This window comes from Sulfophobococcus zilligii, assembly GCF_055398255.1.
The window spans coordinates 752,269-778,726 of the sequence record NZ_AP042406.1 but is presented as its reverse complement, the minus strand read 5'-3'; the positions used below and the strand labels follow the sequence as shown (position 1 = coordinate 778,726).

Annotated in this window: 31 protein-coding genes, 3 tRNA genes and 1 pseudogene; 7 read left to right on the top strand and 28 right to left on the bottom strand. The window is 39.1% G+C overall.

Annotated elements, in window-relative coordinates:
- Nucleotides 1-74: 74 nt before the first annotated feature.
- Nucleotides 75-296 carry a DUF2283 domain-containing protein gene (locus ACZ5YP_RS04325; RefSeq protein ID WP_464834553.1) on the bottom strand — a complete coding sequence of 74 codons (222 nt, stop codon included), beginning with the start codon at nucleotides 294-296 and terminating at the stop codon, nucleotides 75-77.
- An 11-nt stretch (nucleotides 297-307) separates the two neighbouring features.
- On the bottom strand, nucleotides 308-577 hold the full coding sequence (locus tag ACZ5YP_RS04320; protein ID WP_464835950.1) for a hypothetical protein: 270 nt from the start codon (nucleotides 575-577) through the stop codon (nucleotides 308-310).
- 141 nt (nucleotides 578-718) lie between these two features.
- Between ACZ5YP_RS04320 and ACZ5YP_RS04315 the strand changes: the two genes are divergently transcribed.
- Nucleotides 719-1,864: a PUA domain-containing protein gene (locus ACZ5YP_RS04315; protein ID WP_464834552.1), complete on the top strand. Its 1,146-nt coding sequence runs from the start codon at nucleotides 719-721 to the stop codon at nucleotides 1,862-1,864.
- A gap of 1 nt (nucleotide 1,865) precedes the next feature.
- Here ACZ5YP_RS04315 and ACZ5YP_RS04310 read toward each other — a convergent pair whose 3' ends face one another.
- Nucleotides 1,866-2,369, bottom strand: coding sequence for an NOB1 family endonuclease (locus tag ACZ5YP_RS04310; RefSeq protein ID WP_464834550.1), 504 nt, complete (start codon nucleotides 2,367-2,369; stop codon nucleotides 1,866-1,868).
- 1 nt (nucleotide 2,370) lies between these two features.
- Complete coding sequence (locus tag ACZ5YP_RS04305) at nucleotides 2,371-3,213, bottom strand: NAD(+)/NADH kinase (protein ID WP_464834549.1); 843 nt, start codon at nucleotides 3,211-3,213, stop codon at nucleotides 2,371-2,373.
- Between the two features lie 75 nt (nucleotides 3,214-3,288).
- Between ACZ5YP_RS04305 and ACZ5YP_RS04300 the strand changes: the two genes are divergently transcribed.
- The gene (locus ACZ5YP_RS04300; RefSeq protein WP_464834548.1) at nucleotides 3,289-4,269 is read left to right on the top strand and encodes a class I SAM-dependent methyltransferase; all 981 of its coding nucleotides are present in this window, start codon (nucleotides 3,289-3,291) and stop codon (nucleotides 4,267-4,269) included.
- On the opposite strand, the gene ACZ5YP_RS04295 is transcribed toward ACZ5YP_RS04300, so the two are convergent.
- Entirely contained in the window at nucleotides 4,189-4,677 is a 489-nt protein-coding gene (locus tag ACZ5YP_RS04295; RefSeq protein WP_464834547.1) for a DUF371 domain-containing protein, read from the bottom strand. The two genes, ACZ5YP_RS04300 and ACZ5YP_RS04295, sit on opposite strands and share 81 nt — an antisense overlap.
- Before the next feature lie 66 nt (nucleotides 4,678-4,743).
- Here ACZ5YP_RS04295 and ACZ5YP_RS04290 point away from each other — a divergent pair, with 66 nt between their 5' ends.
- Nucleotides 4,744-5,412, top strand: coding sequence for a protein-L-isoaspartate O-methyltransferase (locus ACZ5YP_RS04290; protein ID WP_464834546.1), 669 nt, complete (start codon nucleotides 4,744-4,746; stop codon nucleotides 5,410-5,412).
- A 152-nt stretch (nucleotides 5,413-5,564) separates the two neighbouring features.
- Here ACZ5YP_RS04290 and ACZ5YP_RS04285 read toward each other — a convergent pair whose 3' ends face one another.
- The 6 genes from ACZ5YP_RS04285 to ACZ5YP_RS04260 form a co-directional block, all read right to left on the bottom strand.
- The gene (locus ACZ5YP_RS04285; protein ID WP_464834545.1) at nucleotides 5,565-6,299 is read right to left on the bottom strand and encodes a UbiA family prenyltransferase; all 735 of its coding nucleotides are present in this window, start codon (nucleotides 6,297-6,299) and stop codon (nucleotides 5,565-5,567) included.
- A gap of 386 nt (nucleotides 6,300-6,685) precedes the next feature.
- Nucleotides 6,686-7,744, bottom strand: coding sequence for a flap endonuclease-1 (fen, locus tag ACZ5YP_RS04280; RefSeq protein WP_464834544.1), 1,059 nt, complete (start codon nucleotides 7,742-7,744; stop codon nucleotides 6,686-6,688).
- Nucleotides 7,745-7,787: 43 nt separating this feature from the next.
- The gene (locus ACZ5YP_RS04275) at nucleotides 7,788-8,045 is read right to left on the bottom strand and encodes an ArsR family transcriptional regulator (RefSeq protein WP_464835949.1); all 258 of its coding nucleotides are present in this window, start codon (nucleotides 8,043-8,045) and stop codon (nucleotides 7,788-7,790) included.
- 17 nt (nucleotides 8,046-8,062) lie between these two features.
- Entirely contained in the window at nucleotides 8,063-10,249 is a 2,187-nt protein-coding gene (locus ACZ5YP_RS04270; RefSeq protein WP_464834543.1) for a CDC48 family AAA ATPase, read from the bottom strand.
- A gap of 41 nt (nucleotides 10,250-10,290) precedes the next feature.
- Nucleotides 10,291-10,365, bottom strand: a tRNA-Val gene (locus ACZ5YP_RS04265).
- Nucleotides 10,366-10,423: 58 nt separating this feature from the next.
- Nucleotides 10,424-10,551, bottom strand: a tRNA-Trp gene (locus ACZ5YP_RS04260).
- A 98-nt stretch (nucleotides 10,552-10,649) separates the two neighbouring features.
- Here ACZ5YP_RS04260 and ACZ5YP_RS04255 point away from each other — a divergent pair.
- Nucleotides 10,650-11,147: a transcription elongation factor gene (locus ACZ5YP_RS04255; protein WP_464834542.1), complete on the top strand. Its 498-nt coding sequence runs from the start codon at nucleotides 10,650-10,652 to the stop codon at nucleotides 11,145-11,147.
- 9 nt (nucleotides 11,148-11,156) lie between these two features.
- Here the strand turns inward: ACZ5YP_RS04255 and truD are convergent, their stop codons facing one another.
- Both truD and pth2 read right to left on the bottom strand, forming a co-directional pair.
- Complete coding sequence (gene truD, locus ACZ5YP_RS04250) at nucleotides 11,157-12,248, bottom strand: tRNA pseudouridine(13) synthase TruD (protein WP_464834541.1); 1,092 nt, start codon at nucleotides 12,246-12,248, stop codon at nucleotides 11,157-11,159.
- A 10-nt stretch (nucleotides 12,249-12,258) separates the two neighbouring features.
- Entirely contained in the window at nucleotides 12,259-12,615 is a 357-nt protein-coding gene (gene pth2, locus ACZ5YP_RS04245) for a peptidyl-tRNA hydrolase Pth2 (RefSeq protein ID WP_464834540.1), read from the bottom strand.
- 68 nt (nucleotides 12,616-12,683) lie between these two features.
- Here pth2 and ACZ5YP_RS04240 point away from each other — a divergent pair, with 68 nt between their 5' ends.
- Entirely contained in the window at nucleotides 12,684-12,896 is a 213-nt protein-coding gene (locus ACZ5YP_RS04240; RefSeq protein ID WP_464834539.1) for a zinc finger domain-containing protein, read from the top strand.
- Nucleotides 12,897-12,905: 9 nt separating this feature from the next.
- Complete coding sequence (locus ACZ5YP_RS04235) at nucleotides 12,906-13,181, top strand: elongation factor 1-beta (RefSeq protein WP_464834538.1); 276 nt, start codon at nucleotides 12,906-12,908, stop codon at nucleotides 13,179-13,181.
- A gap of 810 nt (nucleotides 13,182-13,991) precedes the next feature.
- Here ACZ5YP_RS04235 and ACZ5YP_RS04230 read toward each other — a convergent pair.
- The 6 genes from ACZ5YP_RS04230 to ACZ5YP_RS04205 are packed head-to-tail and all read right to left on the bottom strand — an operon-like array spanning nucleotide 13,992 to nucleotide 17,534.
- The gene (locus ACZ5YP_RS04230; RefSeq protein WP_464834537.1) at nucleotides 13,992-14,600 is read right to left on the bottom strand and encodes a KH domain-containing protein; all 609 of its coding nucleotides are present in this window, start codon (nucleotides 14,598-14,600) and stop codon (nucleotides 13,992-13,994) included.
- The gene (locus tag ACZ5YP_RS04225) at nucleotides 14,570-15,391 is read right to left on the bottom strand and encodes a serine protein kinase RIO (RefSeq protein ID WP_464834536.1); all 822 of its coding nucleotides are present in this window, start codon (nucleotides 15,389-15,391) and stop codon (nucleotides 14,570-14,572) included. The genes ACZ5YP_RS04230 and ACZ5YP_RS04225 overlap by 31 nt, the downstream gene beginning before the upstream one ends.
- Nucleotides 15,388-15,726 (bottom strand): translation initiation factor aIF-1A, encoded by a 339-nt coding sequence (locus ACZ5YP_RS04220; RefSeq protein WP_464834535.1) that lies wholly within the window; start codon nucleotides 15,724-15,726, stop codon nucleotides 15,388-15,390. The genes ACZ5YP_RS04225 and ACZ5YP_RS04220 overlap by 4 nt, the downstream gene beginning before the upstream one ends.
- The gene (locus tag ACZ5YP_RS04215) at nucleotides 15,727-16,782 is read right to left on the bottom strand and encodes an NMD3-related protein (protein WP_464834534.1); all 1,056 of its coding nucleotides are present in this window, start codon (nucleotides 16,780-16,782) and stop codon (nucleotides 15,727-15,729) included.
- A gap of 3 nt (nucleotides 16,783-16,785) precedes the next feature.
- The gene (locus ACZ5YP_RS04210; RefSeq protein ID WP_464834533.1) at nucleotides 16,786-17,100 is read right to left on the bottom strand and encodes a DUF424 domain-containing protein; all 315 of its coding nucleotides are present in this window, start codon (nucleotides 17,098-17,100) and stop codon (nucleotides 16,786-16,788) included.
- A gap of 8 nt (nucleotides 17,101-17,108) precedes the next feature.
- Entirely contained in the window at nucleotides 17,109-17,534 is a 426-nt protein-coding gene (locus ACZ5YP_RS04205) for a translation initiation factor IF-2 subunit beta (protein WP_464834532.1), read from the bottom strand.
- Between the two features lie 89 nt (nucleotides 17,535-17,623).
- Here ACZ5YP_RS04205 and ACZ5YP_RS04200 point away from each other — a divergent pair, with 89 nt between their 5' ends.
- Complete coding sequence (locus ACZ5YP_RS04200) at nucleotides 17,624-18,919, top strand: tRNA (N(6)-L-threonylcarbamoyladenosine(37)-C(2))-methylthiotransferase (RefSeq protein ID WP_464834531.1); 1,296 nt, start codon at nucleotides 17,624-17,626, stop codon at nucleotides 18,917-18,919.
- Here the strand turns inward: ACZ5YP_RS04200 and ACZ5YP_RS04195 are convergent.
- From ACZ5YP_RS04195 to ACZ5YP_RS04155, 9 genes and pseudogenes are all read right to left on the bottom strand, one after another.
- Nucleotides 18,916-19,593 carry an NAD-binding protein gene (locus ACZ5YP_RS04195; protein ID WP_464834530.1) on the bottom strand — a complete coding sequence of 226 codons (678 nt, stop codon included), beginning with the start codon at nucleotides 19,591-19,593 and terminating at the stop codon, nucleotides 18,916-18,918. The two genes, ACZ5YP_RS04200 and ACZ5YP_RS04195, sit on opposite strands and share 4 nt — an antisense overlap.
- A 114-nt stretch (nucleotides 19,594-19,707) precedes the next feature.
- Nucleotides 19,708-19,804: transfer RNA gene (locus tag ACZ5YP_RS04190), tRNA-Arg, on the bottom strand.
- A gap of 98 nt (nucleotides 19,805-19,902) precedes the next feature.
- Complete coding sequence (gene alaS, locus ACZ5YP_RS04185) at nucleotides 19,903-22,653, bottom strand: alanine--tRNA ligase (protein ID WP_464834529.1); 2,751 nt, start codon at nucleotides 22,651-22,653, stop codon at nucleotides 19,903-19,905.
- A gap of 141 nt (nucleotides 22,654-22,794) precedes the next feature.
- Nucleotides 22,795-23,118 (bottom strand): 50S ribosomal protein P1, encoded by a 324-nt coding sequence (gene rpl12p / locus ACZ5YP_RS04180; protein WP_464835948.1) that lies wholly within the window; start codon nucleotides 23,116-23,118, stop codon nucleotides 22,795-22,797.
- A gap of 114 nt (nucleotides 23,119-23,232) precedes the next feature.
- Nucleotides 23,233-23,463: pseudogene (locus ACZ5YP_RS04175) on the bottom strand (peptidase); the annotation flags it as partial.
- A gap of 324 nt (nucleotides 23,464-23,787) precedes the next feature.
- Nucleotides 23,788-24,018, bottom strand: a complete 231-nt coding sequence (locus ACZ5YP_RS04170) for a M28 family peptidase (protein WP_464834528.1) — start codon at nucleotides 24,016-24,018, stop codon at nucleotides 23,788-23,790.
- Entirely contained in the window at nucleotides 24,018-24,578 is a 561-nt protein-coding gene (locus ACZ5YP_RS04165) for a hypothetical protein (protein ID WP_464834527.1), read from the bottom strand. Before ACZ5YP_RS04165 ends, ACZ5YP_RS04170 begins: the two co-directional genes overlap by 1 nt.
- A gap of 207 nt (nucleotides 24,579-24,785) precedes the next feature.
- Nucleotides 24,786-25,799 (bottom strand): 50S ribosomal protein L10, encoded by a 1,014-nt coding sequence (locus ACZ5YP_RS04160; RefSeq protein ID WP_464834526.1) that lies wholly within the window; start codon nucleotides 25,797-25,799, stop codon nucleotides 24,786-24,788.
- A gap of 11 nt (nucleotides 25,800-25,810) precedes the next feature.
- A complete protein-coding gene (locus ACZ5YP_RS04155; protein ID WP_464834525.1) occupies nucleotides 25,811-26,458 on the bottom strand; it encodes a 50S ribosomal protein L1 in 648 nt (215 codons plus the stop codon).

Genomic DNA, 26,458 nt, shown 5'->3' with positions numbered 1-26,458 from the left:
TTTTTTCAATTGGTAAAGTTTTTAAACCACCACGAGAAAACAATGACCAGTAACAACAAAAAGAAACTACAACACTAGAGTATGTATCCACCTATTTTCTCGCTGAATTTTAGTATTTGTATAACTATGAGTTTATTGTCTTTAAATCCGAGGATTACGTCTCCCTCCTCGCTTAGCCATTCTTCTTCGGGTGTTTCTTCCGGGTCGAAGTGTATGTATAGTATGTCGTTTTGTTTATCGTATTCTACTTCTATGTTTGCCGGTATTTTAACCGTGTATTGTTTTTCTGCCTCCAATAGTGTTCCCTCTATAGTGGTGATAGTACAACGTCTGTAAAGTCTAGTGGTAGCGGCTTGTTTTTGGATTTGTATTCATCGTATTTCTTCTCGAGGAAGCTCCTGAAGACCGGGCATGTCTCGAATTTTCCTTCTCTATCACACTTAGTGCCCATTGTTAAAAAGCACATTTTTGTCCTCTTATCGAAGTATGGACACATTTTATGGTATTGTTTTGCACTCTTGAGAATTCTATTTACCCATTTCTGTTTCTCATCGACTTTTTTGTCTTGTCTCTCCATGAGGGCTTCATCAAGGTCTTTTTCAGAAATTCTCGTTGATGATGACAATATACATCACCTCGTCAAGTGAATTCCCTATGCCTAAGATAATTACTTATCATCCTAATATAATTATTCACTTAGTATACAGTGGATGGTAGAATGGAAGAGTCTCTAGTGAGAGAACTACGGAGAGTATATGGGAGTTTAACAGAGGTATTAATTAACAAATTGAAAAACCCGCCACGCAGACTCTACATGCGTGTTGTTACTACTAGAGCTGAGAGAGAAGAAGTATTAAGACTACTACGTAGTGACAATGTACTTGCTTATCCAGACCCCTATACACCAGAGGCAATATACGTAGAAGTAGAGGGGCCTTTTGAAATCCAGTGTGAGAGCGATAAAGAAATCATAGTTGACGATAAAACAGCATCTTCTCTCCTCCTAGGTGCAAACCTATATAGACCAGGCGTGGTTAAAACGCCGGTATTTAACCCGGGCGAGAAGCTACTAGTTGTTACACGTACTGGTATTCCAGTAGCGTGTGTTGAAACAATTGTTTCAAGTAGAGAACTCTATAGAATGAAACGTGGACTAGTAGCTAAAAATATATCTTCCCCCTATAGAGCTCCAAGAATAACAGAAACCAGGGCTTACACAGCGGGGTTAATTTATCCACAGAGTCTTCCAAGCATGGCTACTATACACGCATTGTCTCCAAAACCAGGAGAGTTAATAGTAGATATGAATGCCTCACCCGGGGGTAAATCAAGCCATATAATACAGTATACTAGAGGCAAGTCTAGACTGGTATCTATTGATAGAAACGAGAAGAAGGTCGCTTTGTTGAAAGAAACACTCATAAAACTAGGACTCGATTTAAACAACGTTGCAATCCCCGGCGACTCCCGCTATATACACATTGATTTAAACCTAGAGAATAGAGCAGATAGAATTCTGATAGACCCACCCTGCAGCAATCTCGGTGTGAGGCCAGTATTAAAACAAGATAAAACCATTAGAGATGTGGAAAACCTAGTTGAATACCAGAAGCAGTTTCTAAAAGCCGCATACCACGTTGTGAAAAAGAATGGTATAGTAGTATATTCAACATGTACTCTCACACTACGTGAAAACGAAGAAAACATTAGATATGCTGTTGAAGAACTAGGATTTACTAGTGTAGAACTAGAAAAACCACTACCATACAGTGAAGTAGTTAAATACAAGGGTATTGTTGGATACAGATACAGCCCTCTCTCACACGACATGCCAGGCTACTTTATAGCTGTATTAACAAAGTAGTTTAGAACTGTCTACGCGTTATTTTAGCTCCACAAAGTGGACACGTCTCTACTCCCGGCGATGCCGGTGTGTAGCCGCAAACGGGACAGTATGCTCTATAAACACGTAGTGTGTTTACTCCACGAGTTCTCAGTGGTTTAAAGCCTATTCCAATATACAGTAGGAGGTTTTGGAGTTCGTAGTCGTCTGTAATAACTATGGTTGTATAGCCCATGTTGTTTAATTGTATTGCTAGAGCGGCTACTTCAATATCTGTTTTTGAGAGTTTATGTATTGATCCAACCTCTATGGCCTTTTTTCTCGCTTCTTCCACGTATTGAAGACCAGGGTTTGAAACAGTAATTAATCCAAGGTCTATGGCTTCAAATAGTGCTTCCCGGTTTTCACGGTCAATTACTTCTCTAACAGCATTTTCCGTTGTATATACTTCAAAGATGTTTCTTGGGAGTAGTCTATAGTACTTGGCGATTAATGCACTAGTATCTAATATTATGGCTTTCTTCAATTTAGAACACGCATTGTCTTGGTTCAATAATGGATCTCCAAATGTTTCTCTTCTCTCTAAATCTAACAACTCTTACATATCTAAATCCGTGTTTTACTTCAACAACACTATTGTCTTTTAACAGTGTGAGTTGCTCGCCATCAGCATATAGTAGTGTTGGGTTTTTCACCCATATTCTTACAGTACTGTATGGTGGAGCTACTATACTGGGTAGTCCGAGTTGTAGTGGGTTTAGAGATGTTATTATTAGCGATTCATGGTCTGGCATTACTAGTGGGCCTCTCGCGGATAGATTATGTCCGCTTGATCCATGAGAAGACGCTGTAATGATGCCGTCTCCCTCGAATAGCATGGATGTTTCTGCAGTGTGGGAAGTAATAGTTACTTTGAACTTGGTGACTTTACCCAGATCACTACTAACAAATACAGCGTCATTTACAAAGTATTTACATGTTTCTCCAGTGCATAATTGATATAATGGTATGTTTTCAAGGTAGAAATCTCCCTTTAAAACACGTTCTACTATTTTAGCAGGGTCTGGGAGGCCCTGTTCATAATATGCATTTCTCTTTCCACAAGGATATGGTAGTATAAGCGAGTAGAATGTAGAGTACTTAGCAGACTTCATAAATGTCCCGTCTCCACCAATAGAGACTATGAGATCGAAGTCTAGTGCTTCTTCGTTTTCTCTTTTTGTAAACAAGTCGTCAACTGATATTGCGTGAACAGGTATACCATGTATTCTCAGAGACGATGTTATACGATTAGCAATTTCAAGACACTTCTCTACTGGTTTATACACTAAGAGAGCATTTGTAAACAGTGTTATTCCCCCTTTCTCCACGCGTTGATTTATCTATTATCACCCTATTCAACTTTATTAATTAATGTAGAGTAGTGTCTGAATAGGCGTGTTGAAATGCCAGTATGTATAGAGGTCTCGAGAGAGCTGGCTGAAACAGTTCTCAGAGAGCTACGTAAACAGGGTTTACTAGATGATTTACACCTTGTTCAGAGGAGAGATAGTAGTGTATTAATCCCTGTAAAGGAAAACCCGGGAAGCCAGGTTAGAATAGGCGAATACATATTCACTGCTGTCGAGTGTAGTGTACCAGAGAAAAAGAAAACTAGTGTTAAACTACCATCACTAGATGTAATTGGAGACGTAGTAATAATTAGAGAAAACGTATTGGGTTTATGGGATACAAGCGAATTAATCAATGCTATTAGACAAGTATATCCTAGAGTTAAATCTATATGGATCAAGGAGTTAACAGTAGACGAGTATAGAAAACCAGTTTTAAGGCTTTTATGGGGAGAGGAGAAGAGAGAAGTAGTTGCAAAAGAACACGGGTTGCAATTCAAAGTAAAACTGGGAGAAGTATACTTTAATCCAAGACTCTCCGAGGAACACCATAGACTAGCAGAAGCAACCAAAAGCGGCGAGGTAGTAGTTGATGCTTTTACAGGTATAGGTGGATTTGCCATACACATCGCTAGTCTTAAAACCAGCCTGGTTATAGCTAATGATGCAAACCCAGTAGCCTACAAACTACTCGTTGAAAACATAGAGTTAAATAAGAAGAAGTTGAAGGGGACGGTGATACCATTAAACATGGATGCTAGAGAACTACCCTTTATCCTCAGAGAGGGCTTGGCTGATAGAGTAATAGCTGATCTACCCATGTGGAGCACTGAATTCGCCGATGTATACAATAAGTTGTTGAAACCCGGAGGAATACTCCACTTGTATCGATTATCGAGAGATGAATACTTGTTGTTAGAGGAACTAGAAAACGCGTTTTCAAACTGGGAGATTTTAGAGTGTAGAATCGTCATGGAATACGCTCCTAGAACTGGTATATTTAGATGTGATCTCGTCAAGTCTAAACACGTATAGATAAACCCTTAGAGTTGTAGATGGGTTTTTCAGGGATTCTACAAGTTCTCGTTTTAAATCACCAGCTGCTTTATTAGCTCTTACTCCGAGAGTAGCTGGTTCTATATACTCGCTTTTTCTAATAATGATCTTTCCTGGGTCACTTAGAATTAAGCGTGGTGAACCCTGTGCTAGAATAAAATCTCGTAGATTTCCTACTTCGAGGACAACTATTAATATTGAATCCTCGTGTTTTAAACACTCTTTGAAGTCTGGATTGAGACTACTAGTTGATTTATTAGCAGATACACCAATAATACAGTCTCCACGAGGTGTTACATAATCCTCCATTGTAATCTCTACGGTTGTTCTATGAGTTGCCTTTATATTCGGGTGTCCACGTGCAAACACGATTTCACTACAAACCAATCCCTCCACCCTTACATCAAGGTAATTAGGATGCAATGTATTAATTGAATACGTGGGGGTTAAAACTTGGATTTTGAAGAACAAAGAAGACGCGTAGTCGAGACCCTCGTATACCTAGGCTACTTGAAAAACCCCCGGGTTATAAAGGCACTACTAACAGTTCCACGCGAGTTATTCGTCCCCGAACACATGAGAGAATACGCATATATCGACTCACCACTACCAATTGGGCACGGACAGACAATTAGCGCTATACACATGGTTGCAATAATGACAGAGGAACTAGCACCAGAACCAGGAGACATAGTCTTAGAAGTAGGTACAGGCTCAGGCTATCAAGCAGCAGTACTAGCAGAAATAGTTGCCAGGCAAGACCCCAGTAGACGAGGACATGTCTATACTATTGAGAGAATAAGGGAACTAGTAGAATTCGCCAAGAGAAACCTTGAAAGAGCGGGATATGGCAACTACGTAACAGTAATACATGGAGATGGAACACTAGGATACCCCGAGAGAGCACCATACGACAAAATAATAGTCACAGCAGCAGCGCCAGACGTTCCGAAACCACTGCTGGAACAGTTGAAAGAGGGAGGGAGACTAGTCATACCAATAGGAGACCCATACATACAGAGACTAGTAACCATTGAAAAACACAGAGATGGAATCAAAAAGAAATACGGTATAGAATGCGTATTCGTCCCACTACTGGGAAAATACGGCTGGAGAGTCTAGATACACGTTAAATACTTCGCTTCAACTCTTTTCACTGTGTATGTGTGGTATAAAAATAGAGTATGTGTCTCTATATAAATTGCATTTAATTCTCTATAGCATTGTCTAAGACCATCAGTATGGAAGTGTTTTTCAAATAGGGGACTGTATTTTTAGCCTATTATTGTAGATTTCGCGATCTCAAAGGCGAGTAGTAAGAGTATGACTATTGTAAAAACATTGTACCTCTTCAAGAATACCCTGGTAAAACCTGGTGTCGGCTGTTTTAATAACTGGATTATAGAGTATATGAGGCCCGCCTCTGGTATCAAGATCAACGTAAATGTCTGTGAGAGTAAAACAGAATACCCTGCTTTGTAGTCTAGAAATAAGAGAGGGCCCAAGATCAATCCTAGTATTGTAAAGATCGATCCGGGCAATCCAGCAGTCCTGGGACCATAGACTATTGCAACACTTCTAACACGCTTTCTCTTATCACCCTCCATGTCTTGAATACTCTGAATAACCTCGCGTCCAAGGTTTACGAAGAAAGCAATCCAAGCAATTTTCAGTACCACGTGATTAACCGACCCCGTGGCTGTGAGAGACCCATATATAAAAGACGATGAAACACATAGTGCAACAACAATATTACCTAGTAGCCCAGTTGCCTTGAGCTTTAAACTATAAATAATCGACAAGGCATACATTACGTTTAGCACTATAAAAGATTGAATATTGACTCGTAGTGAGAAAACAAAGCCCACTATAAACAGTAGAATACCAAACACTATAGCACCTCTTCTAGAAACTCTACTAGAAGGTAGCGGTGCAGTGGGCCTGTTTACAACGTCGATTTCATAGTCGACAACGTCGTTAAAAACAAATGACGAAGCAGTCATTGACATTGATGCTAATATTGAGGTAAATACTAGGCTTGGCCCATAAAGACAGAGAGCCCTATGAGCAGAGGACCTATTGGTCGAGTTAACTCTATATATGCACTAATTGTCCTCGAGAACTTCATTAAAACTCCTTTTTACACTGTATTATTAGCTAATGGTATTATTGCCTTATATTTTTCTATGCCGGTAGTATACTTCTCAATCCTCTTATTGTATCCATGGTGTTCACGAGGATTGATTATATGGATACTCTCGTCTCCGGGTACTAATAGACCTTGATTTATACACTGTATTTAAAATACACTATTGTGTAGAGTTGGTCCCAGTGGATGAGGGAGTTACCCTGTTTATAATGTATATGGGTTTTGAGACTAGTTCATGATTTAACTTTATTTTTTAGTAAACCACTTTGCTAATCCTTGCTGTGTTCCCTTTATGTTTTCTCTGTATGCTTTTACTAGTCTTTCAAGCGCGTTTTTTACTCTTTCTTCGTTGAAGTCGTGTTCTCTAACTAGTAACTCTATTACTTGTTTCTCGTCGGGTTCACGCCATTCTAGTCTATAGTTTTTCGTTACTGGTGGGTCTAGGAAGTACTTCTTTATTGCTACTACGTCTACTTCTATGGGTGATTTTAATAGTGCTTTAGGTATTTTCTCTATGCTTCCATATGCTTTTACTAGTTGTAGTGCTTTTTTGGGCCCTATGCCCTCAAACCCGTCTGGATTGTAGTCTGTTCCTATTAGTATACCCAGGTCTACTAGGGATTCACGTGTTAAACCCAGTTTTACGAGGAGTTTGTCGAGTTCTATTATTTCAGGGAATATTTCAATGTATTCTTCTTTTCTAGGTAGTTTTCGCTTACCGCTAATTGTAAGGTTTCTAATGAGTCTTGGTGAACCAAATAGTAAACTGTCATAGTCTTGAGAAGCAGATGCGTACGCGTCGCCTATTCTAGCCATATATGCTGCTTGTGCTTCGCCCTCAGCTGGTGCCTGTACCCATGGAATACCCATTGCATCCAATAGTCTCTTTGAGTCTTCAACCATTGAATCAGTTAGTTTTGAAGCTATAGCTGCATATCTCCTTGCCGCTTCTAAATCTCCTGTTCTAACTGCTTCTTCGTATTTTTTAACTGCTTCTTCTTTAACTACACGTCTTCTCTCTATTTCTTTTGCTTTTAACTCTGGGGGTTTCCCGTCGAATACATATACTGGTTTAATACCGTCTTCTACGAGGTTTATTGTTCTATAGAAGAGCCCGCTTAAATGACTAGTTATTCTCCCCTGGCTGTCTAATAGGGGGGTTCCATCCGGCTGTCTTATGGCTGTTAGAAACTGGTATAGTGCATTATAAGCATCTATTGCTACTACTCTACCCCTGAGGACTCTGAGATCGCGTATTTGAATAATAATGTCTTCTGGAATCAAGTCTTTAAGGTCTACGCCCAATTAGCCCCCTTAACAGAATATCTCTAAACTCCTTATTTTAGACTCACGCCGAGAACTGTGTATATGCTTGTGGTGCTAGTTTAATAAGGAATTCTTTTCCAACATGTTCAACTGTTATTATACCACTCAACTCGTACTTCATGAGTACACTGTATAATTCTGGTGTTGTTGTTTCAATACCATACTCTTTTTTCAATAAATCAATTAGCTTGGATTCCGCTATACCCTCCGGCCTCGACAATATTATCTCTAATACTGCTCTATGTAGAGGCATTCTCCTCCATACTTCATGGTTTTTCATCAATACAACCACCCTCTTCATCCATATACAGATGGTTTTGTATACTTGGGTATACTGCGCCTAATCTTCTCGTTCCATTCATTGTAGAATCTAATGAGGTCTTCACTCAAGCTTGGTTTAATTATTTCTAGAGCTCTTATAAAGTGTCTTCTCTCAACTCTCTTAATAGTGGGGTCTTCGCGCAGTGCAAGTAGAAATGCTTCTCTAACAAGTGCTTCTAGGTCTGCACCGCTATAGTTCTCGGTGGCTTTAGCCAGCTCGTATAAGTCGACGTCTGGTGCTAGAGGTAGGTATTTCGTGTGGATTTTAAGTATTTCTAGTCTGGCCTCGAAGTCTGGTGGTGGAACATAAACTAGTTTATCAAATCTACCCGGTCTCAGTAGTGCAGGGTCTATTAAGTCTGGTCTATTAGTTGCAGCTATTACTACTACATTGTTTAATTCTTTGATTCCATCTAGTTCTGTAATTAACTGTGTTACTATGCGCTCTGTTACACCGGAATCACTTGCTACTCCTCTTATTGGGGCGAGAGAGTCTATTTCATCAAAGAATATAACTGTGGGTGCGTGCATTCTGGCTTTCTTGAAGATCTCTCGTATTGCTTTTTCTGACTCGCCAACCCATTTACTGAGTACTTCGGGGCCTCTTACAGCAATAAAGTTTACTCTGCTTTCTTTGGCTACTGCTTTTGCTAGTAGTGTTTTACCGCATCCTGGTGGGCCGTAGAGTAGTACTCCCTTGGGTGGTTTAATGCCGTATCTTCTATATAGCTCTGGGTTTTTCAATGGTAGTTCAATGCTTTCTCTGAGTACTTGTTTTACTTCTCTCAATCCACCTATATCGCTCCATGAGACTTCTGGTGCTTCAATAAATATTTCTCTTAGCCCGCTTGGTACAATGTTTCTAAATGCTACGAGGAAGTCTTCGTTTGTAACTTGTAGTTTACTGAGTATTTCTTCCTGGCTACATGTTGGACACGATTCAATCGCTCTCTTAATAGCCCTCATAACTGCTTCTTTAACTAGTATTGAAAGGTCTGCACCAGTATATCCATGAGTCATATCAGCTAGTTTTTCAAGGTCTACATCTGGTGCTAGTAATCCAAGTTCTTGTAGTCTACGAGTGTGAACCATTAGTATTTCAAACCTTCCCTTCTTGTCTGGTATTGGTATTTCTATTTCAACATCGAATCTACCCGGTCTTCTAAGTGCTGGGTCTATGGCGTTTGGTCTATTAGTAGCAGCTATTACTATGACGTTTCCACGACTTTCAAGACCATCCATTAACGCGAGGAGTTGTGCAACGACGCGTTTTTCTACTTCACCTGTTACCTCGTCTCTTTTTGGCGCTATAGCATCTATTTCATCAATGAATATTATAGCTGGATACTTCCTCGCTTTTTTCTTGGCGATTTTAAATATTTCTCTCAATCTCTGCTCTGACTCACCATAGAATTTACTCATTATTTCAGGTCCGTTTATTACAATGAAATATGCGTTTAACTCGTTTGCAAGTGCTTTTGCTAGTAGTGTTTTACCGCATCCTGGTGGGCCGTAGAGTAGCACTCCCTTGGGTGGTTCAATAGCGAGTTTAGCAAATACTTTACGGTATTTAAATGGTAGTTCTATTATGTCGCGTAGTTTCTGGATAACGGGCCCTAGTCCGCCAATGTCTTCAAAGGTTACTCGTGGTACTTCTCCTACTGGTTCATCAAATACTATTACCTCTGTGTCTTCTGCAACTATTACAGGTCCTCTTGGTTTCACTGTTACTACTTTAAACGGTATTTTTACTCCTTCAATAACAACTGCTACTTCATCTCCTTCGTGTACGGGTAGTGAGAGGAGTCCATGTTTAATTCTCGTGAGGACAGATGAGTCTATTGGCGCGTGGAAGTTTACTGGTGCTAGTTTAACTATTTTTGCATATCTACGCTCTACTTTCTCGACGTAGACCAAGTCTCCTACTTCGACTCTAGCGTTTTTCATAGAGAGCTTGTTTAACCTTATAACCTCTCTACCTCTATCTTCTTCGCGCCCGCTACGTACAATAACCGCTGTTTCCTGCTCACCCTCAACTAGCAGTAGGTCTCCGCTATTAATACCAAATTTCTCCATTATTTCAGGGTCTACTTCCGCCACTCCAATCGACGAACTATCTTCTAATTCTTCAACTCTAAGCACTAGTCTTACTTGTTTCAACATTTCATTATACACCATTGAAAGCCTAGTAATAGAAGGCTTAGTGGGCCCGCGGGGATTTGAACCCCGGACCTCCGCCGTGTCAGGGCGGCGTCCTAACCAGGCTAGACGACGGGCCCTTCTAACATAGAACATTGTATACAGGGTTTAAAAATAAAAGTATTGGAGAAATCGCAGTGGGCCCGGGGGGATTTGAACCCCCGACCTACGGGTCGCCCCTCCAGACTCATCTCATCCCTTAATGGTCGAGTGACCCGTAGACGTAGTCTGGAGCCCGCCGCTCTGCCTGGCTGAGCTACGGGCCCACTGCCTCTCATCCAATATGTATAGGTTGTTAACAAGGTATTAAAAACCTTTTAACATAGTAGTTATGGAAAGTAGAGTAATAGCGGTGCATAGAGCATTGAAGTACCCGCTTGACAGGATATGTATAAAGAGCGGTGTTTACTGCCCTTCATGCCAGAGGAAAATAGAAACAGGAGTGGTTTCAGAAGTAGACTTGCAAGTACTCAGAGAACTCGTTAATCTCGAAGACAAGTTGAAGCAATTGAAAAAAGGCGAGTATGTTAAATCAGTAGATACTGGTAGTGAAATACTAGTATTGATTAAAAACGGATTTGATCAATCGGAACTGGCCCAGTTAGAAAAAGAACTATCAAGTACACTGGGTAGAAGAGTAAAAGTAATAGAATATGTAAATGACACTAAAAAACTAATAGAGCAGATTATAGCACCAGCATCACTACTAGGAGTAAACAAGATATGGTTGCCAACAGGCGAAGAACTAGTAACAATAAGAGTTTCAAAGAGAGATAGAAGGTTTCTAGCGAGAAATAAAGAACAGTACGAGGCAACAATTGAAAAAGTAACTGGTGTAAAAGCAAGAATTGTTTTTGAATAAATCCTTAGATTATTTTCCCTCAAAATAAAGTTTGTCCTTAAATAACTCTCGTAAAACAATTGAAGCATACATTCCCGGTTCTAGTTCGAATTCATAGATAACAGAGTCTCCACGCGTGTAAACTACGTTGTTTCTTGGTTTAAACAATCCAGGTCTATGAAAACATGGAAGGAGTTTAATGACGCTGGGTTTTAGGGATTCAAGGTAGAATATATCACTATAGTAGTCTGTTGCATTCAAGCATCCAGGCATTGGGAGACTAGTAGCTAGTCCATTTAGACTACTAATCTCTATGATTTTATTTAGTAATAGGTTGAATAGATAGCTTGCATATGCATCTACCAGTATATTGTGGGTTTTCTTTGCTAGACTAGTCATTCCCATACCTAGCTTTGAAGAAATATAGTGTTCTTCGTAGATAAGCCCCCTGTATACTCCAAGTAATCTGCGGAGAGATACATCTGGGTCTTCAAGGAGATGTATTGTTCTAAGTAGTACATCTGCAAACAAGTCTTCTCGTTTCAACAATAATAGTTTTCCCAGTAAGTGAGAGTTGCATCTTTTAACACCGAATCTTTGATATCCATAATACGATGGTATACCAGTAGTTGAAATAATATCTACTATTTCTCTCAGTGTTTTAACTACTTCTACCCTTCCAGTCTCTATTATCACAGTGAATTTGTTTCCTTGAAATATGCTCCTAGAAGGCTTTTTCTTTGTAAATCCAACTAGTTCTATTTTAACACCTCTAGTTTCAATGGGTAGTAATGATGGATCCAGTAGCTGAGATTTTATAAAGAAATATGATTTAGTAGTTGCATTTTTGTCTTTAATACCAAAGAATATTATGTTTCCCACTGGTATACCTAGTTTACTCGAAACCAATTCCAGTGCTTTAAACGTCTCAGTATTTACTTTTAAAACACGGAGTACAGCGTATTCTCCCTTCTCATTGTTAAATCCTGTTTTTTCAAAATCAACTATTTCCTCGACTATAAATGACTCTGGTGAAACAGTGTATTCTACTCCAAGCGACTTGTCTACTACACTGTATTTAATTCCAGTTGCATAATCGAGGGGGTGTGGATAGACCAGCATTTACAATCCACTATAGTGTTTTCAAATGCCCGGTTATTTTATCTATTTTCTCGTCTGGAGCGGGGCCTATGCCAATAGCTGTTACTGTACCTGGTGGTAGCTCAGTTAAACCAGCATCGGCTATTAATGCAGTGGGGAGGCCTGAATACCTTGCTTTCTCATATATTTCAAGTAGTTCTCTCTCACTAGAAACCTTTAATACGATCTTCTTTTGGCCACTACTCAACCATTCTTGAAACCATTCAGAAGCGTGTTTTTGTGCTTCGAGAGCTGCTGATACAGCGGCGTGTGCTACTTGTACTGCTAGTTTCCCCTTACTCATATTTAAATCTGTTCTAACAACTATTACCTGCTTCAATGTAAACACCTATAAATAATTTATAAGGTTTTTAAGTTATGAATTAACACACTAGGTATTTACACAGGGTGTGTGCTTTGAGTAACTATGTACTGAGAGAGGAAATTAAACTACACGAAACAGCAACGATGGTTATATGCACAAGTTGTAGAAAGCCATTTACACCAGGAGAACACGGCGTCGAATTCGTCTGCCCCAATTGTGGAAAAGCAGTTATTAGGAGATGTAAGAGATGTCGTCAACTAGCAGTCGAGTATGAATGCCCCAATTGTGGTTTTAGAGGTCCGTGAGGTGGTTGTATGGCTAAAGTAGCAGTTATAATGAGAGTATTTCCAGAAGACATAGATGTAAACCTTGAAAACCTAGTCAAGGAAATAGAAGAGAGACTACCAGAGGGATATAGTGTTAAAGCATGGGATGAAGAACCAATAGCATTTGGATTAAAAGCATTGAGATTAATAATAACAATGCCCGAAGAAAGCGAGGGAGGAACAGAGCCTCTAGAAGAACTAATAAGCCAAATACCCCGTGTAAGCCAAGTAGAAGTATTAATGGTACACCGTGTTCTAGAGTAAAGCCAAAGAAACAAATTGTTTTTCACTACTGAAAACTACTCCTTGAAATCAAAGCACTATTTCAATCATTGGGAAGTAGAGATATTCTTGAAAACAAATTAACCCTCGTCTATGCGGGCCTTTTCAGCATCTATCAGGGGGTACTTACCCGGGTTCTCTCGTCATCGGGTCTAATAAACTATATTGTTTAACATTAATTTATACCTAGAGTCAAAGAAGAATTTGAAAAAGTCTTTTCATACTAGGCGGTAATTGATTGCTGATTCTTTAAAAAGAATTGAAGAAACTAAAAAAGTTTAATCAGAGAACTAGTAACGAGTAAACTCTCTATAAGACTACTTCTTCTTTTCTTCTTTCTTTTCCTCCTTCTTCTTCTGGCTCATGGAACCGTTTGTCCCTAGAGGAAACCCTCTAGGGACTTCCGCCTCGCCCACAAGGCTTTAGTTATCTCTGTGGGTTCATGGGTGGCTGTCGAGCCCAACGGCACGGGGCTCCCATCTACGTTTATCCCCGCGGGGCTTGGAGCACTGCTCCCATCACCCCACAGTCTCCAATACCACACAACTTCACCGACAACAACAAAACCCCATACAACCCCAAAAACTTTTCAGCCCACCCCTATTTTAACTCTATTTTTCCAGTAGAACTTATATACCTTAACTCGTTGAATAACTCGTTTGTTTTGTAGTAGTCGAGTACTAGTAAATACCTGCGAATTAACTAGTTTCGAGTAGGAATTCTAGGCGAGGGAATTCCCAACGAGGGAGTCGTTGGGTATTCAGAGTAGACTGGAGGCTAGATGTAAGTTGATTAAAGTTTTTCTTCTCTTCTCCATAATTCAGTCATTCTACGTCTTCTAATATTAAACATTTCTCTATCTATGTATTTATATACTGTTGAGTGCATTCTTCCCTCTATGAGCATTTCTATTGCTTTCTTTGCGATATTAGCTGTTTCATAGTCTCCTATTATAGCTACGTAGTGGTCGTATACTGATATATAGGTTCCAGTTAGTTCTTCTAGTGTTCTACGTGCTTTTCCTTCTTCACCTATAACACGACCTAGTACTCTCTTAATATGGTTTGGTTTGTCTCCAACGTATTGTCTAACATCTACTACTTCTAGAATCTGGTCTTCTTCTAGTAGTCTAAACGCTCTCTCGGGGCTGAAACCATACCCGATGGCTCTAACAATGTTTTGGGCTCGCATTAAATCTAGTGCTGTTGTATTTGGTGAAGCTGGCTCTATTATGACTGAACCAGTATTTGAATCTACTGTTATAATTGTTCGTGTTTTCTCTTCGATTTCCTTTTTTACTCTACCGTTTTCTCCAAGTAGTACTCCTATTCTATCTAGTGGTAGTTTCTCGTATAGTCTCGTCACGCCCATTATAAACTTTGCTTTCTCTTCTCCAGACATGGTATTATCTTCCCCAGTAATTCTTCAGTGTTGTCAGTCTCTATTTTTGCTTCTTTCTTAAAAAACCTAATTATGTTTTCAACATCTCTCTTGAGAAAGTCGTATGTATTTGGATGGTTTATATCTACTGCTTGACTCACATCTATTATTGCTATATCTAGTGGTTCTGGTTTAACCATGATGTTGTATTCTGATAGGTCTCCATGAACTAGTCTAGCTTTACACACTATTTTTTCTAGTTCCTCTACTACTAGTTTGTAAATAGTGTTTAATTCTTCTTCTGTTAGTTCCTTATACGCCTCTATTAGTAGTGGATATCTCATTCGATCCTCTCCGAGAAACTCCATTACTAAGACATTGTTGAGGTAGGCTATTGGTCTCGGTACTTTAACACCAGCTTCATACATCTTACTTAAATTACTAAACTCCTTTCTAGTCCATGCAAAAATAAGTGAGCGGGTATCTTTGGGTTTTAACCCTTCGAATCTAGGATCGCCCATTATATACTTGTAGATTCCTTTTTTAAACTCTGCCGTGCTAGTCAGGTAGATTTTAACTGCGAGGGGTTTACCGGTTTTATCATATCCCAGGTATACTTTTGCTTCTTTACCAGAGCTTATAACTCCACTTATTTTTCTGAGTACTCCGCGCCTATAGAGCTCAATAATAGTCATTACTGTAGATGTATCAAAAACTTCATCAACTACTTCAAATAAATCCTTGTCTTTTACTCTCTCTTCCCAGGGTTTTGTTGCTTCTTTGAGGAGGCGGTCTATTTCATCTATCTTCATACTGCTCCACTAATGGCATCTATGAATTCCTTGGGTACTACGCCACGCTCTACTAGCTTCTCGATTTCACTCCTACTATATTTGTGTATGATGTCTCCCTTGTCTGATCCAGGACTCCATAAACCAACGAGTACAATATCTCCCTCCATTATCCATACTTTCTTTCTGATTTTACCCGGTATTCTAGCTTTTCTATCATATCCATCAAGACATTTTACAAGGACGAAGTCTCCACCAAGGTGTTTTAATACACCGCAAATTATTGTTGCTTCATCTAGGTTTGGTAGTGGAATATCAACTGGTTTTTCTTCTACTGGTTCTTTTTTCTTGCCCAATCAACCACCCTTTTCTATGGGTACAAATGATTCTATATCGTCTGCCCTAATTAATATAATTCTATCTCCGGGTTTAAGATTATTGGTTAAACGACTTGGTTTTAATACTCTTTTTTCTCCTGTAGAGGGGTTTTCTACGAGTATTTTGTTATCTACTACTTCTCTAACAATGTATTCTTCCTTCTCTATTCTCGTGGGGTGTTTCAACTGGTTTTTCCAGTATAATCCTAAATCTACTTCTTCGAGTGTATTGGTTTCTAAATTCATAATTAGCAATTTGTTTTTATCAACTAGTTTTACTACTCCGAGTTTACCCTTGTATAATACAATGTCTTCTTCTTTGAAAACTGGTATTCTTGCGACGTATGTTACTACTCCAAGCCATTTACCACTAGATGAATCGTATCTAGTTGGCTTGAATGAGCTGGTTATTCTAGCCGAGTATTTTCTAGTTAATACCTCTATAATTCTCCTTGCAATTGTAGGATTATCTAGTTCTATATCTACTCCCTCGGGTAGTTCGTTGATATTGATAATTAAATCAGGGTTTATTCCCGATGTAGCTGTTTTTACAACATCTCTAACTAGTTCACGAGTGAAATCTCGACTAGTAAATCTTATTTGTACTAAGTGGCTGTATTTACCGATCGAGCGTGCTAGACAGCGAGGGCATTTATGATATGTTATTTTAGCTGTGAATTCTCTTGTTATACTTACTGATTTACCATCTACGCTGACTTCTAGTACAGCTCTAACATTCACTATTGAGGGGTCTAACTGGCTCCAGTCGTCTAGGTATAGTGATTTTAATTCTGCTCCTTCAATTAAACTCTTACTTGCTTCGTGTACCAGGATGTATTCTATTATCTCGGGTATTGAGAGAGGTGGACTCCACTCTCCTCTATACTGCCATGAATTACATATGGGGCAGATTGTTACTTTGACTTCTAGTGGCTTTTTGAATACATCATTGTATTTAACAAAGCAGTCTGGGCAGTAACCCCGGATTAATTTTTCTTTGGGTGTTGGTTTTCCACACTTTATACAATACCACAAGTACTACAACCTCGTGAAAAACGCTATTGGAATATTATTTACTACGAGTACAGAGTCTACGTGGATAAAACCAGATTTAATAGCTGTAGATACCGTTGTATCTCCAACTAGATTTGCACTACTCGCGTTTTCTAGGTCTAATAACAGTTCTTCTGGTGTTTTCAACTCTCCTTTGAAGTAGGATGGGTCAACGTGGAATTTTATTTTACGTGATGGGTCAGCTAAAACAACACCTAGTAATTCAGCATCACATGCAGCTACTATTACCTCTCCATTAGACCTGTGTATTTTAACATAGATCTTTTTTTCACTCTGCATTTCAACCACTAAAATGCCTGGAAACTTGTTTCTGCACCACAGGCTTCACACTTCAATATAAAGACCTTGCCTTTCTTTGTTAGTTTTGTATGGAATGAACCACAAGTAGAGCATTTAACATATTTCTGGACGAATCTATCGAGGAGTTGATTTATTGATACAGCGCTGAATTTACCTCTCAGCTCTAATTGGCCTGCTTCGTTTATTGATCCTGGAACATTTAATTCCTTCATGAAATACCTTTTCAATAATTCTTCTTCGCGGTTTAAAACCTGGGCTATATCTCTAAAGTTTTGGATAATGGTTTTTCCACCTATTACTAAGACGTTTGCTTTGGGTACTTCGAATACTTCTTCACTACCCTTTCTACCAGCTAGTTTTGTAAATGCTCTATCTAGTAGTTCTTCGTAACTGTATTCTCTTATAGTCTTCAACTAGTACACCTATTTGAGTTCTAATATGTGTTAGTAAAAAGGGTGTATTATAAATAATGTAGTGTAGTAGAAACCCTCGTGGATGAATAATGGTAAAAGTATACATTGAAACCTATGGATGTGCATTGAATAAAAGCGATGAAGCACTCATGATTGCTAAGCTATTGGAAAGGGGTCATAGAGTAGTTGATAGTATTGAAGACGCAGACGTTGTAGTTGTAAATACGTGTACTGTTAGACTAGATACAGAGTATAAAATGATCAATAGAATAAAGAAGCTGAGAGAAACCTGTTTAACACAAGGTAAAAAACTAGTTGTAGCTGGATGTATGGCTAAAACACAGCCATTTACTATTACAACTATTGCACCAGAAGCATCTCTAATATCACCTCAAAACGCCGATAAAATATATCTAGCAGTAGAAAACCCTGGTAGAATAATTCTCTTAGAGGGTAGTCGTACAAGGGATTTAATAGGCCTCGTTAAAGGCTTACGCGTTGTTCCTATTCCCATACAAGAAGGTTGTTTATCCAATTGCAACTTCTGTATAACAAAACACGCAAGGAGACAACTAGTTAGTCACAGTATAGAAGCAGTTGTAAAAGCAGTGAGAGAAGCAGTTGAATCGGGAGCTGTAGAAATAGAGTTGACAGGTATGGATCTAGGTGCTTATGGAATAGACTTGTATAGAAAGAGAAAACTAGTAGACTTGATCGAGAGAATAGTGAGCGAAGTAGATGGAAACTACATGTTGAGAATTGGCATGATGAACCCGGAACACCTACCAGACCTAATTGACGGACTGATAAGTATCATGAAAAACACGAGTAGAGTATACAAATTCCTCCATATACCACTACAATCCGGTAGTGATAGAATTCTAAAACTCATGGGGAGAAAATATACTGTTGACTTCTATAGAGCAATAGTTAAAGAAGTAAAAGAAAAAATACCGGGTGTAAGCATAGCTACAGACATTATTGTAGGACATCCTGGTGAAACAGAAGAAGATTTTGAACAAACGCTCCAAGTAATTAGAGAGCTGGAATTTGAAAGGGTACACTTAGCAAGCTATAGTATGAGGCCGCTAACACTCTCTGCTTCGATGACACAACTACCTACAAGTGTAAAGAAAGAGAGAGTTAAGAAAGCACTAGAGGTAATCGAAGAAGTAGGCTTGAAGATGAGAGAGAAATATCTTGGAAAAACAGTAGAAGTATTTGTAACTGAAAAAACTAATACTTGGATTGGCCGTCTAGACAACTATATCCCAGTAGTTATAAAGAACAGTAGTGGATTAGATTATGGCGTTAAAACCAGGGTTTACATAGATGAAATAACATTTTTTGATTTACGGGGTGTAGTAATAGATAGTAGTGTCTAAGTAGTAATCCCCTTTATTTTACCTAGAAACTTCTCGTTTTTAGCAAGTATGAAGAGGGTATATCCTGGAAGTAATTGTACATCTCCACTTATAGATTGGAGTTCTTTTCCATCATGTACTAGTAGTGGATATGCTTCATCTTCTTCTAAGCGGTGTTCGCTTAGAGAGGTTCTAGCGGCAATATCGTTTTCACCAATAGTAACAACGTACAACTTGTATTCACTAAGCGGATATGGCAGTTCAGCAACAATTCTTGGAGTTGTAAGAGATGTAAGTATTTGTTTAATTATACCACCAATTAGTGAAGGCCTTACGAGTGGTGTTCCCAATTCTAGGCTTTTAACTAATTCAGCTACTTTAGGGTCTTTAAATACACCAATTCTCACTGGAATCTTATATTGTTTTGCAATAGCCAGTACTAGGAAGTTGACTTCATCTTTACTTGTAAGCGCGAGAACAGCATTTATCTCTCTCATGTTTATTTCTTCGTATACACTGGTATCACTAGCGTCACCTTCAATAACTAGGATGTCACCTAGTCTTTCAAGTTCTTGCCTCCGTTTGGGGTCTGACTCTATAACTATAACTTGATCAACTATTTCACGTATAACGGGATCTCTCAACAACAATACAGTTGTACCACCACCACCAGCAATGAGAATTCTTAGTTTCATATAAACCCCCTATTGCCAGAATACACTATTAATCTAAGATTACAAATAGCCTGTAAAATATTTTGAAATACAAACTAGTGAATTCACCTTGATTGATTAGGGGTAGAGAGGACGCGGGCCCGCCGGGATTCGAACCCGGGTCCTCCGGCTATCTTCGCACCGGCCTCTAGCTTAGAAGGCCGGCGCCCTGTCCTGGCTAGGCGACGGGCCCATTTCTACTCCTAAATATGGTTCTGGGTGATTTATATCTTACTGCCTAGTTCAATCATTTATTTAGTCTAGGGGTTTAAAAGCATGGTTTTTATTGTCTTACTTGTTTCCGCTACAAATTGCTTTTTCTAGTGCTTCTAGTACTACTTTTCTGTCTATTGGTTGCTGTGATTTATATATCACGTGGTCTGGTTTACCTCCTCCCTTGTATCCGTGTTGAGCTAAGTATTCTCCTAGTTTTCTCAAGTCTATGTTTAACGACTTGTTTTTCTCTGGGTCTATTGATGCTTCAATAGTGTTTTCAACCACTAGTAGTAGTAGTTTCTTTTGTTTGAATACTAGTTCATTGATTATTTTCTCCGATAATTTCTCGTCTCGGCTTGGTAATTCGAGTATTACTGTTTCTACACCACATATATTCATGGTTTCTCTTGCTGCCTGTTCAATTACGAGTTTTCCTATGAGCTCCCTGTACTTGTTGACAACAGTGTTTAATTCATTGTAGTCGCTTGCTAGTTTTTTAACGGCTGTAACGACGTCTTGGCTTTTAGCTTCAATTGTAGTGAGTACAGTGTTCTTTTCTTCTTCGAGTTTGTTTATGTATTCTACTAGTTTAGTGCCGGCTATGAATTCTAGTCTTACTACTCCATCTTGTATTCTTTCTGCATTAATGATCTTTATACCTCCAACCTCGGATGTATTGTATAAGTGTGTTCCAAAACATGCTTGTGCATCCCATCCGGGTATTTCAACTATTCTGAGTTTCTCAGTATAGATTGCTCCTCCCTGGTGAATTTTAATACCGTATTTTTCTTCTGCTTCAAATCTATCGAGGTAGTGGAATTTCAAGTCTATTCTACTATTTACTATTTCGTTTGCAACACGCTCTATTTCCTTTACGAGTTCTGGTGTTAGTGGTTTATGGTGTGTAATATCCAATCTGGCTTTTTCAAGTGTTTTCTCTGCACCAGCTTGCCAAACGTGGTCTCCGAGAACTCTTCTAGCAGCTGCTAGTACAATGTGTGTTGCGGTATGATGCTTCATTAGTGTATATCTTCTATTCCAGTCTATTTCAACTACTACCGAATCGCCTGGTTTAAATACTGGTTCCCGGTCTAATACGTGTACAATGACGTCTCCTACTTTGCCAACATATGTCAACTTGTATTCTTCACCATTAAATCTAATTACTCCTACATCGTGGTCTTGTCCTCCAGCCCATGGATACGCGATTGTTTTATCTAAGACCACGTATTTACCAAGTACTCCTAGAACACTGGCTTCGATCTTGGTTATATATGGGTTTTCATGGAAGACTCGTCTAGTGGGGTTGAAGCTCGATGCCCACTTAGCTATTTCTCCAGGGAATTCGTGTTCTTTTGTTTTAACTAGTTGGCTAGGTGATGCATGTCTACTGGCTATCATTGAATAGAAATCTTTTGGTACTTCAACGGTTATTCCTAATTGGCTGGCTCTTTCAGCTATGAATTCTGGTGGTATTCCATGCGAGTCGTATAGTTCTACTAGGTCTTCTAAAGTAAGGCTCTTCTTTTTCTTTACTACTTTCTCGGCTATTTCTACGCCTCTCAAGACATTGTTTATAAACTTGTTTACTTCTGTGAGAGCAACGTCTAATATGTAGTCTCTGTGGGCTTCGAATTTACCATATATGTAGTCGTTTCTCCAGTACTTGATTTGTCTATCAAATAATTCGGCTACAATATCTGGTAGTTTACTGTATTCTATACGTAGTTTAACAAGGTTTCTAAATAGTCTTCTTAAAACAAGTCTTGCTAGATAGCCTTCACCCGTGTTTGATGGTACTATGCCGTCAGAGAGCATTAGTGAGAGTGTTCTCACGTGGTCTAGTATACTATACAAGTATACAGAGTCAACTAGTTGTTTTACGTATTCGCCGAAGCCGGCGTCATTGACTTCTCTAATATAGTCGTCTATACCACTTATCTCTTTGTCGCTGAGGAGGTAGACAACTCTCTTTAATACATCGTAGGGTGGTTCTTCTACTCCAAGTATATCACGGTATTCTCTCACCAAGTCTCCATATATAGCGTGGAAGCTCGTTGGTGATTTCTGGGTTAACCAGGCTATTCTCTCTATACCATATCCACAGTCTACTACGAGTACTGGTGTTGGAACGTATTTTCCATCTACTACTTTATAAGCCATGTGGACAAGTGTAGCAACCTCCATGCCGTCAACTAGTACTTCTGGTGCAGGGCCAGCGTTTCCCCCGCCTTCCCACCAGCCTTCTTTAAAGACAATATCGTCTAGGTTTAATCCTATTTCCTTTGTGAAGAACTCGATTGTATTGTCTAGTATTCCCTCCGACCAGTATATAAACTTCCCTGGTTTATTGAAAGCGTGCATTCCACCCATTTCAAAACTAGATAAGTGTCTACCAAAGGTCAATCCGACGTTATCTATATCTGTGAGGCGGATTGAAGGCTGGATAATAACTAGTGGATTGTGTGGGGGTTCTGCAAGCCCCTCTGTTGCTTCTGGTTGAAATACTACTATTGAAGCAATAGTTAAATACAAGTCGTTCCGCCACTTCGCCAGTACGGGGTAGGGGTCTATGACGCCGTGGCCTTTACGCTTGAGGAAATCAATGAATTTCTCTCTTACTTCTCTCAAACTGAGTGGTTTAACCCCCTTGTATTCTCTGTATAGAAACTCGTATTTACTACAGGGTCTATCTGGACAAGTATCTCTCGGTATTCTACTCCAGAAGAATTCCCCGCATTTTTTACACTGGTATCTTTGATAACCATATTGTCTACTCAAATACTCGTAGTTAACACCAATTTCTCTCTCCACATTATCCACCATTATACAGCTATAAGTATTTCTAGAAGAGTAATATTTTTATCTCCTACTCTACTAGCTACTAGGATGTTGTAGGTAGGCTATTGTATTTTCTACATGCTGTAAAAACAAAGATTTCTCTCAATAAAACACTGTGTTTATATGTTAGCCGAATAGTGCTGAGAATCCTTCTGCTAGTGCTTCTTCGCTTACTGCTTGTTCTTCTTCTTTCTTCTCCTCTTCCTTCTTCTCTTCTTTTGGTTGTTCAGCGGTTGCTGGAGCGGCTTGTACTGGGGCAGCTGCTACTGGAGCGGCTAGTGCTTGCTCTAATACTTTTGCAATATCAATGTTCTTTATTGCTGCTACTAGTGATTTTACACGTACTTCGTCTACTGCAATACCAGCTGATTCAAGTACTTTCTTTAGATTTTCTTCATTTATTTCTTTTCCAGCTTTGTAAAGCAATAGTGTTGCATATACGTACTCGATATTAACCACCCCATTTAATTCTAGTCTTCTAAGGTTTAAATGTAGATAAGGGCTTTTAAAGTTGTAGTTGTAGTTTTTACTTATAGAGCTCTTTATTTCCAAGTCGCTGGAAACTCATGTACTTCTACTTATAGTTTCAACTACTCTAATAAGGTATTCTTTAAAGAATTCTTCTGCGTATTGAAGTAGATTCATGTCGACGTTTTCAATTGTATCTGTATACCAGTGGTAGTTAGCTATTCTTCCCTTTTCATCTTTACCTAGAAAAGCAATTGCATTAAAACCAGCCGCCATTACAGCCAGCGCATCTGTAGGTAGAAGTAGATTTTTCATTTTCTGCACTCTCCGTTTGTTCCTAGAGGTTTTTCCTCTAGGGACTTCCACCTCGTCCACAGTGGTTTTTCCAACCGCTGTGGGGTCATGGGTGGCCTTCGTCCCGAACGGCACGCGGGACACATCTAGACTTAGCTCCAGGGGGCTTGGAGCACTGCTCCCATCGCCCCAACCAACAACAAAAACCATCAACCAACCCTAATAAGCTTTTCTACCCCTCATTCTTTTTCCGCGTTTCCTCGGCTATTTCAAGAAGTATCTTTCCAGCTTTTCTATAAAAGACCACTCCCTCGCCTTCGAGAAACGTGATCTTTCCAGCTCCCAAATTATCTAGAATTATGAATTGTGTATCTCTCGGGAGGATTTTAGAGTATTTTTTATAAAGTGTTTCATACCTCTCACTCCAGCACCTTCACTACCTGTAAATAGAAATACAATATCTATGTTTTCAGGGAATTCACTTCTATGATTAGTAAAATACTCGGCTAATGCAAGTGTTAAAGCAACTCCACTACCATTATCATTAGCACCTTGAACATATCTACCAGTTACCTCGCAGAAAAACATTAAAACAGTAATAATAGCTGTAGCAACAAGCCGGCTCGTAGAAAAACCTCTGCAATTGAATGAATATTGAATACACTGAGTAGTATTCCAATTGGAACTATTAGAAAACATACAAAGATAACCTTGGATACTACACCCAAGTAGTCTACGAGTTTTGGATGAAATAGTATACTTGCTCTTTGAGTATCGTAATGAGCTGAAACAATAATCAATTTCTTCCCGTTATTATCAAACCTGGTGAAAACATTTTGAGATTGATATTTCGGCATAAAGCTTGTCTCTATGGGGACTCCACTCACTTCTAGTAGAAAGAGTGATAATCCAAGTATACTTAGAAGTAGAGCTAATATATTGAATAAACCACCGTATTTTAATGAAATAGATGCTGAGAAACATAGGAGAACAGCTACTTGTAGTGGTAGTAAGTAGAGATTATCTCTTGTAGTTTTAAAACTCTGCCATTCTACATTGTAGCCCATACGTTTAAGCTCTCTTGCAATATACTCAGCGGCTTTCCTCTCGTCTTCAGTACCAGGTCCTCGAGGCCCTATTTTAACCAATTCCTCTAGGTATTCACGAGCGGTCTTTAAGCGAAAAGTAACCTCTTGACACTACCATAATAACTCATATAGCCCCTACTTATAACTACTATAACAAGTTACAAACCGGGTTTTTGAATTGAAGTATCTACACGGTATACTAGGATGTAGAGGCTTTATATGATAGAGAAACTACTTGGAATGTAAAAATCCTTGATGAATATAGATTTAGCCGAATAGTGCTGAGAATCCTTCTGCTAGTGCTTCTTCGCTTACTGCTTGTTCTTCTTCTTTCTTCTCCTCTTCCTTCTTCTCTTCTTTCTTTTCTACTTTTGTCGGTGTTTGTTGAACTGGTAGTTTTACTTCCAATCCAAGGTCTGGAGCGTATTTTGATATTTCTACTGCTAATGCTAGTGCTTTTAATTGTGCTGTGCGTAATACGTATTCTGCTGTTTCTGGTGTTATAAAGCCTGCTTCTGCAGCTAGTGCTAGTGCTTGGCGGTGTGCTTTTACTAATACAATGTTTAATACTGGTGGTTCTGGTATTACTAGTTCAACAGCTAGTTTCAATCCATCTAGTGCTGCTGTCTTAATCATTTCTTCGTATTCAGCTATGTTTAATACTAGTTTATCACCGGGTATAATTAAGTGGCCGTCGCGACCACACTTTATTTTAACTCTTATTTCTTTTAGTGCTAATCCGAGTTTTTGTAGTAGTGATGCTAGATCAGTTGATATCTTGTCTCCTGGTTTAGCAACTACTGTGTCTTTTGCAACGTATATTACGTTGCCTTGTACTTTCGTCTGTATTTTCAATCTACCAAACACGCTGAGCATTGGACCGGCTGGTATACCAGTGTTACCTTCGGGAATAACTATTTCCTTGTCTACTATTTCGCCGGGGCTGTAGTAGTCGTTAGTTACAAAGTTTCTCACAATATCAGCTATTTCAAATACGTTTCGATCTGTAAATATCAGCATTATTTGGCCAGTCATGTAGGGTTCGAGTTCTTTAACTGGAATGCCTGCTTCTCCAAGTGCTTTTAATGCGACTTTTGGTTTAACTACTCTTAATACAGCTATTTTATCTAGTTTTTTACGTAGCATTTGAATGTGTTTTGCTGGTATTCCAGTTAAATCTACTACTAGGAAAACAGGGTATTTCTCGGCTAGTTCTCGTATTTCACTGGCTATTTTAAGCTTCCACTCTGGTAGTTTGTGTCTTGTTTTAAGCATACTCATTTAATTCACCTCTAAAGCGCGAGTTCTACGGGTATACCCATGGTTGTCTTAAAGACGAGTTTACCAATATTTGCTGTTCTAGACGGGAGTTTTGACTCTACAGCTGATAAGACAGCTAGGGCGTTTTCTGCAAGGTCTTCGGGCTTCATATCCTCGGTTCCAATGGCCGTCATTAATATTGGTTGATCCTTTATTTTAACCAACACGGAATTCTTATATCTCTCTATTAGAGATTTCAATGCGCCACCCGATGGAACCGGCACTGGCATTTTACCGCGTGGTCCAAGGGCTGGACCGAGTACTCTACCAGCAACACCCATTAAATCGGCTTTAACTAATACCCAGTCGCATTCAGAAGCTATTTTCTTGGCTTGCTTCTTGTTTAATTCACGTAGCTCGTTACTTGTTATTACTTTGTAAGCTCCAGCTTCCTTAGCAACCTCGGCGAGGTCTGGGTCTACGACAACACATACTTTTGCTTCTTTACCTCTACCTTTAGGTAGGTTTACTACTTCTCTGATTTTTACCTGCTGGCTCTTTAAGTCTATGTCTTGTAGAACAATTATTAATTCAACACTTTGTTTGAAGTTTCGTCCTTTACCTAGTTCTACTGCTTTTGCAATGTATTGTGTTAATACTTCTCTACTTGGAAGAGACAT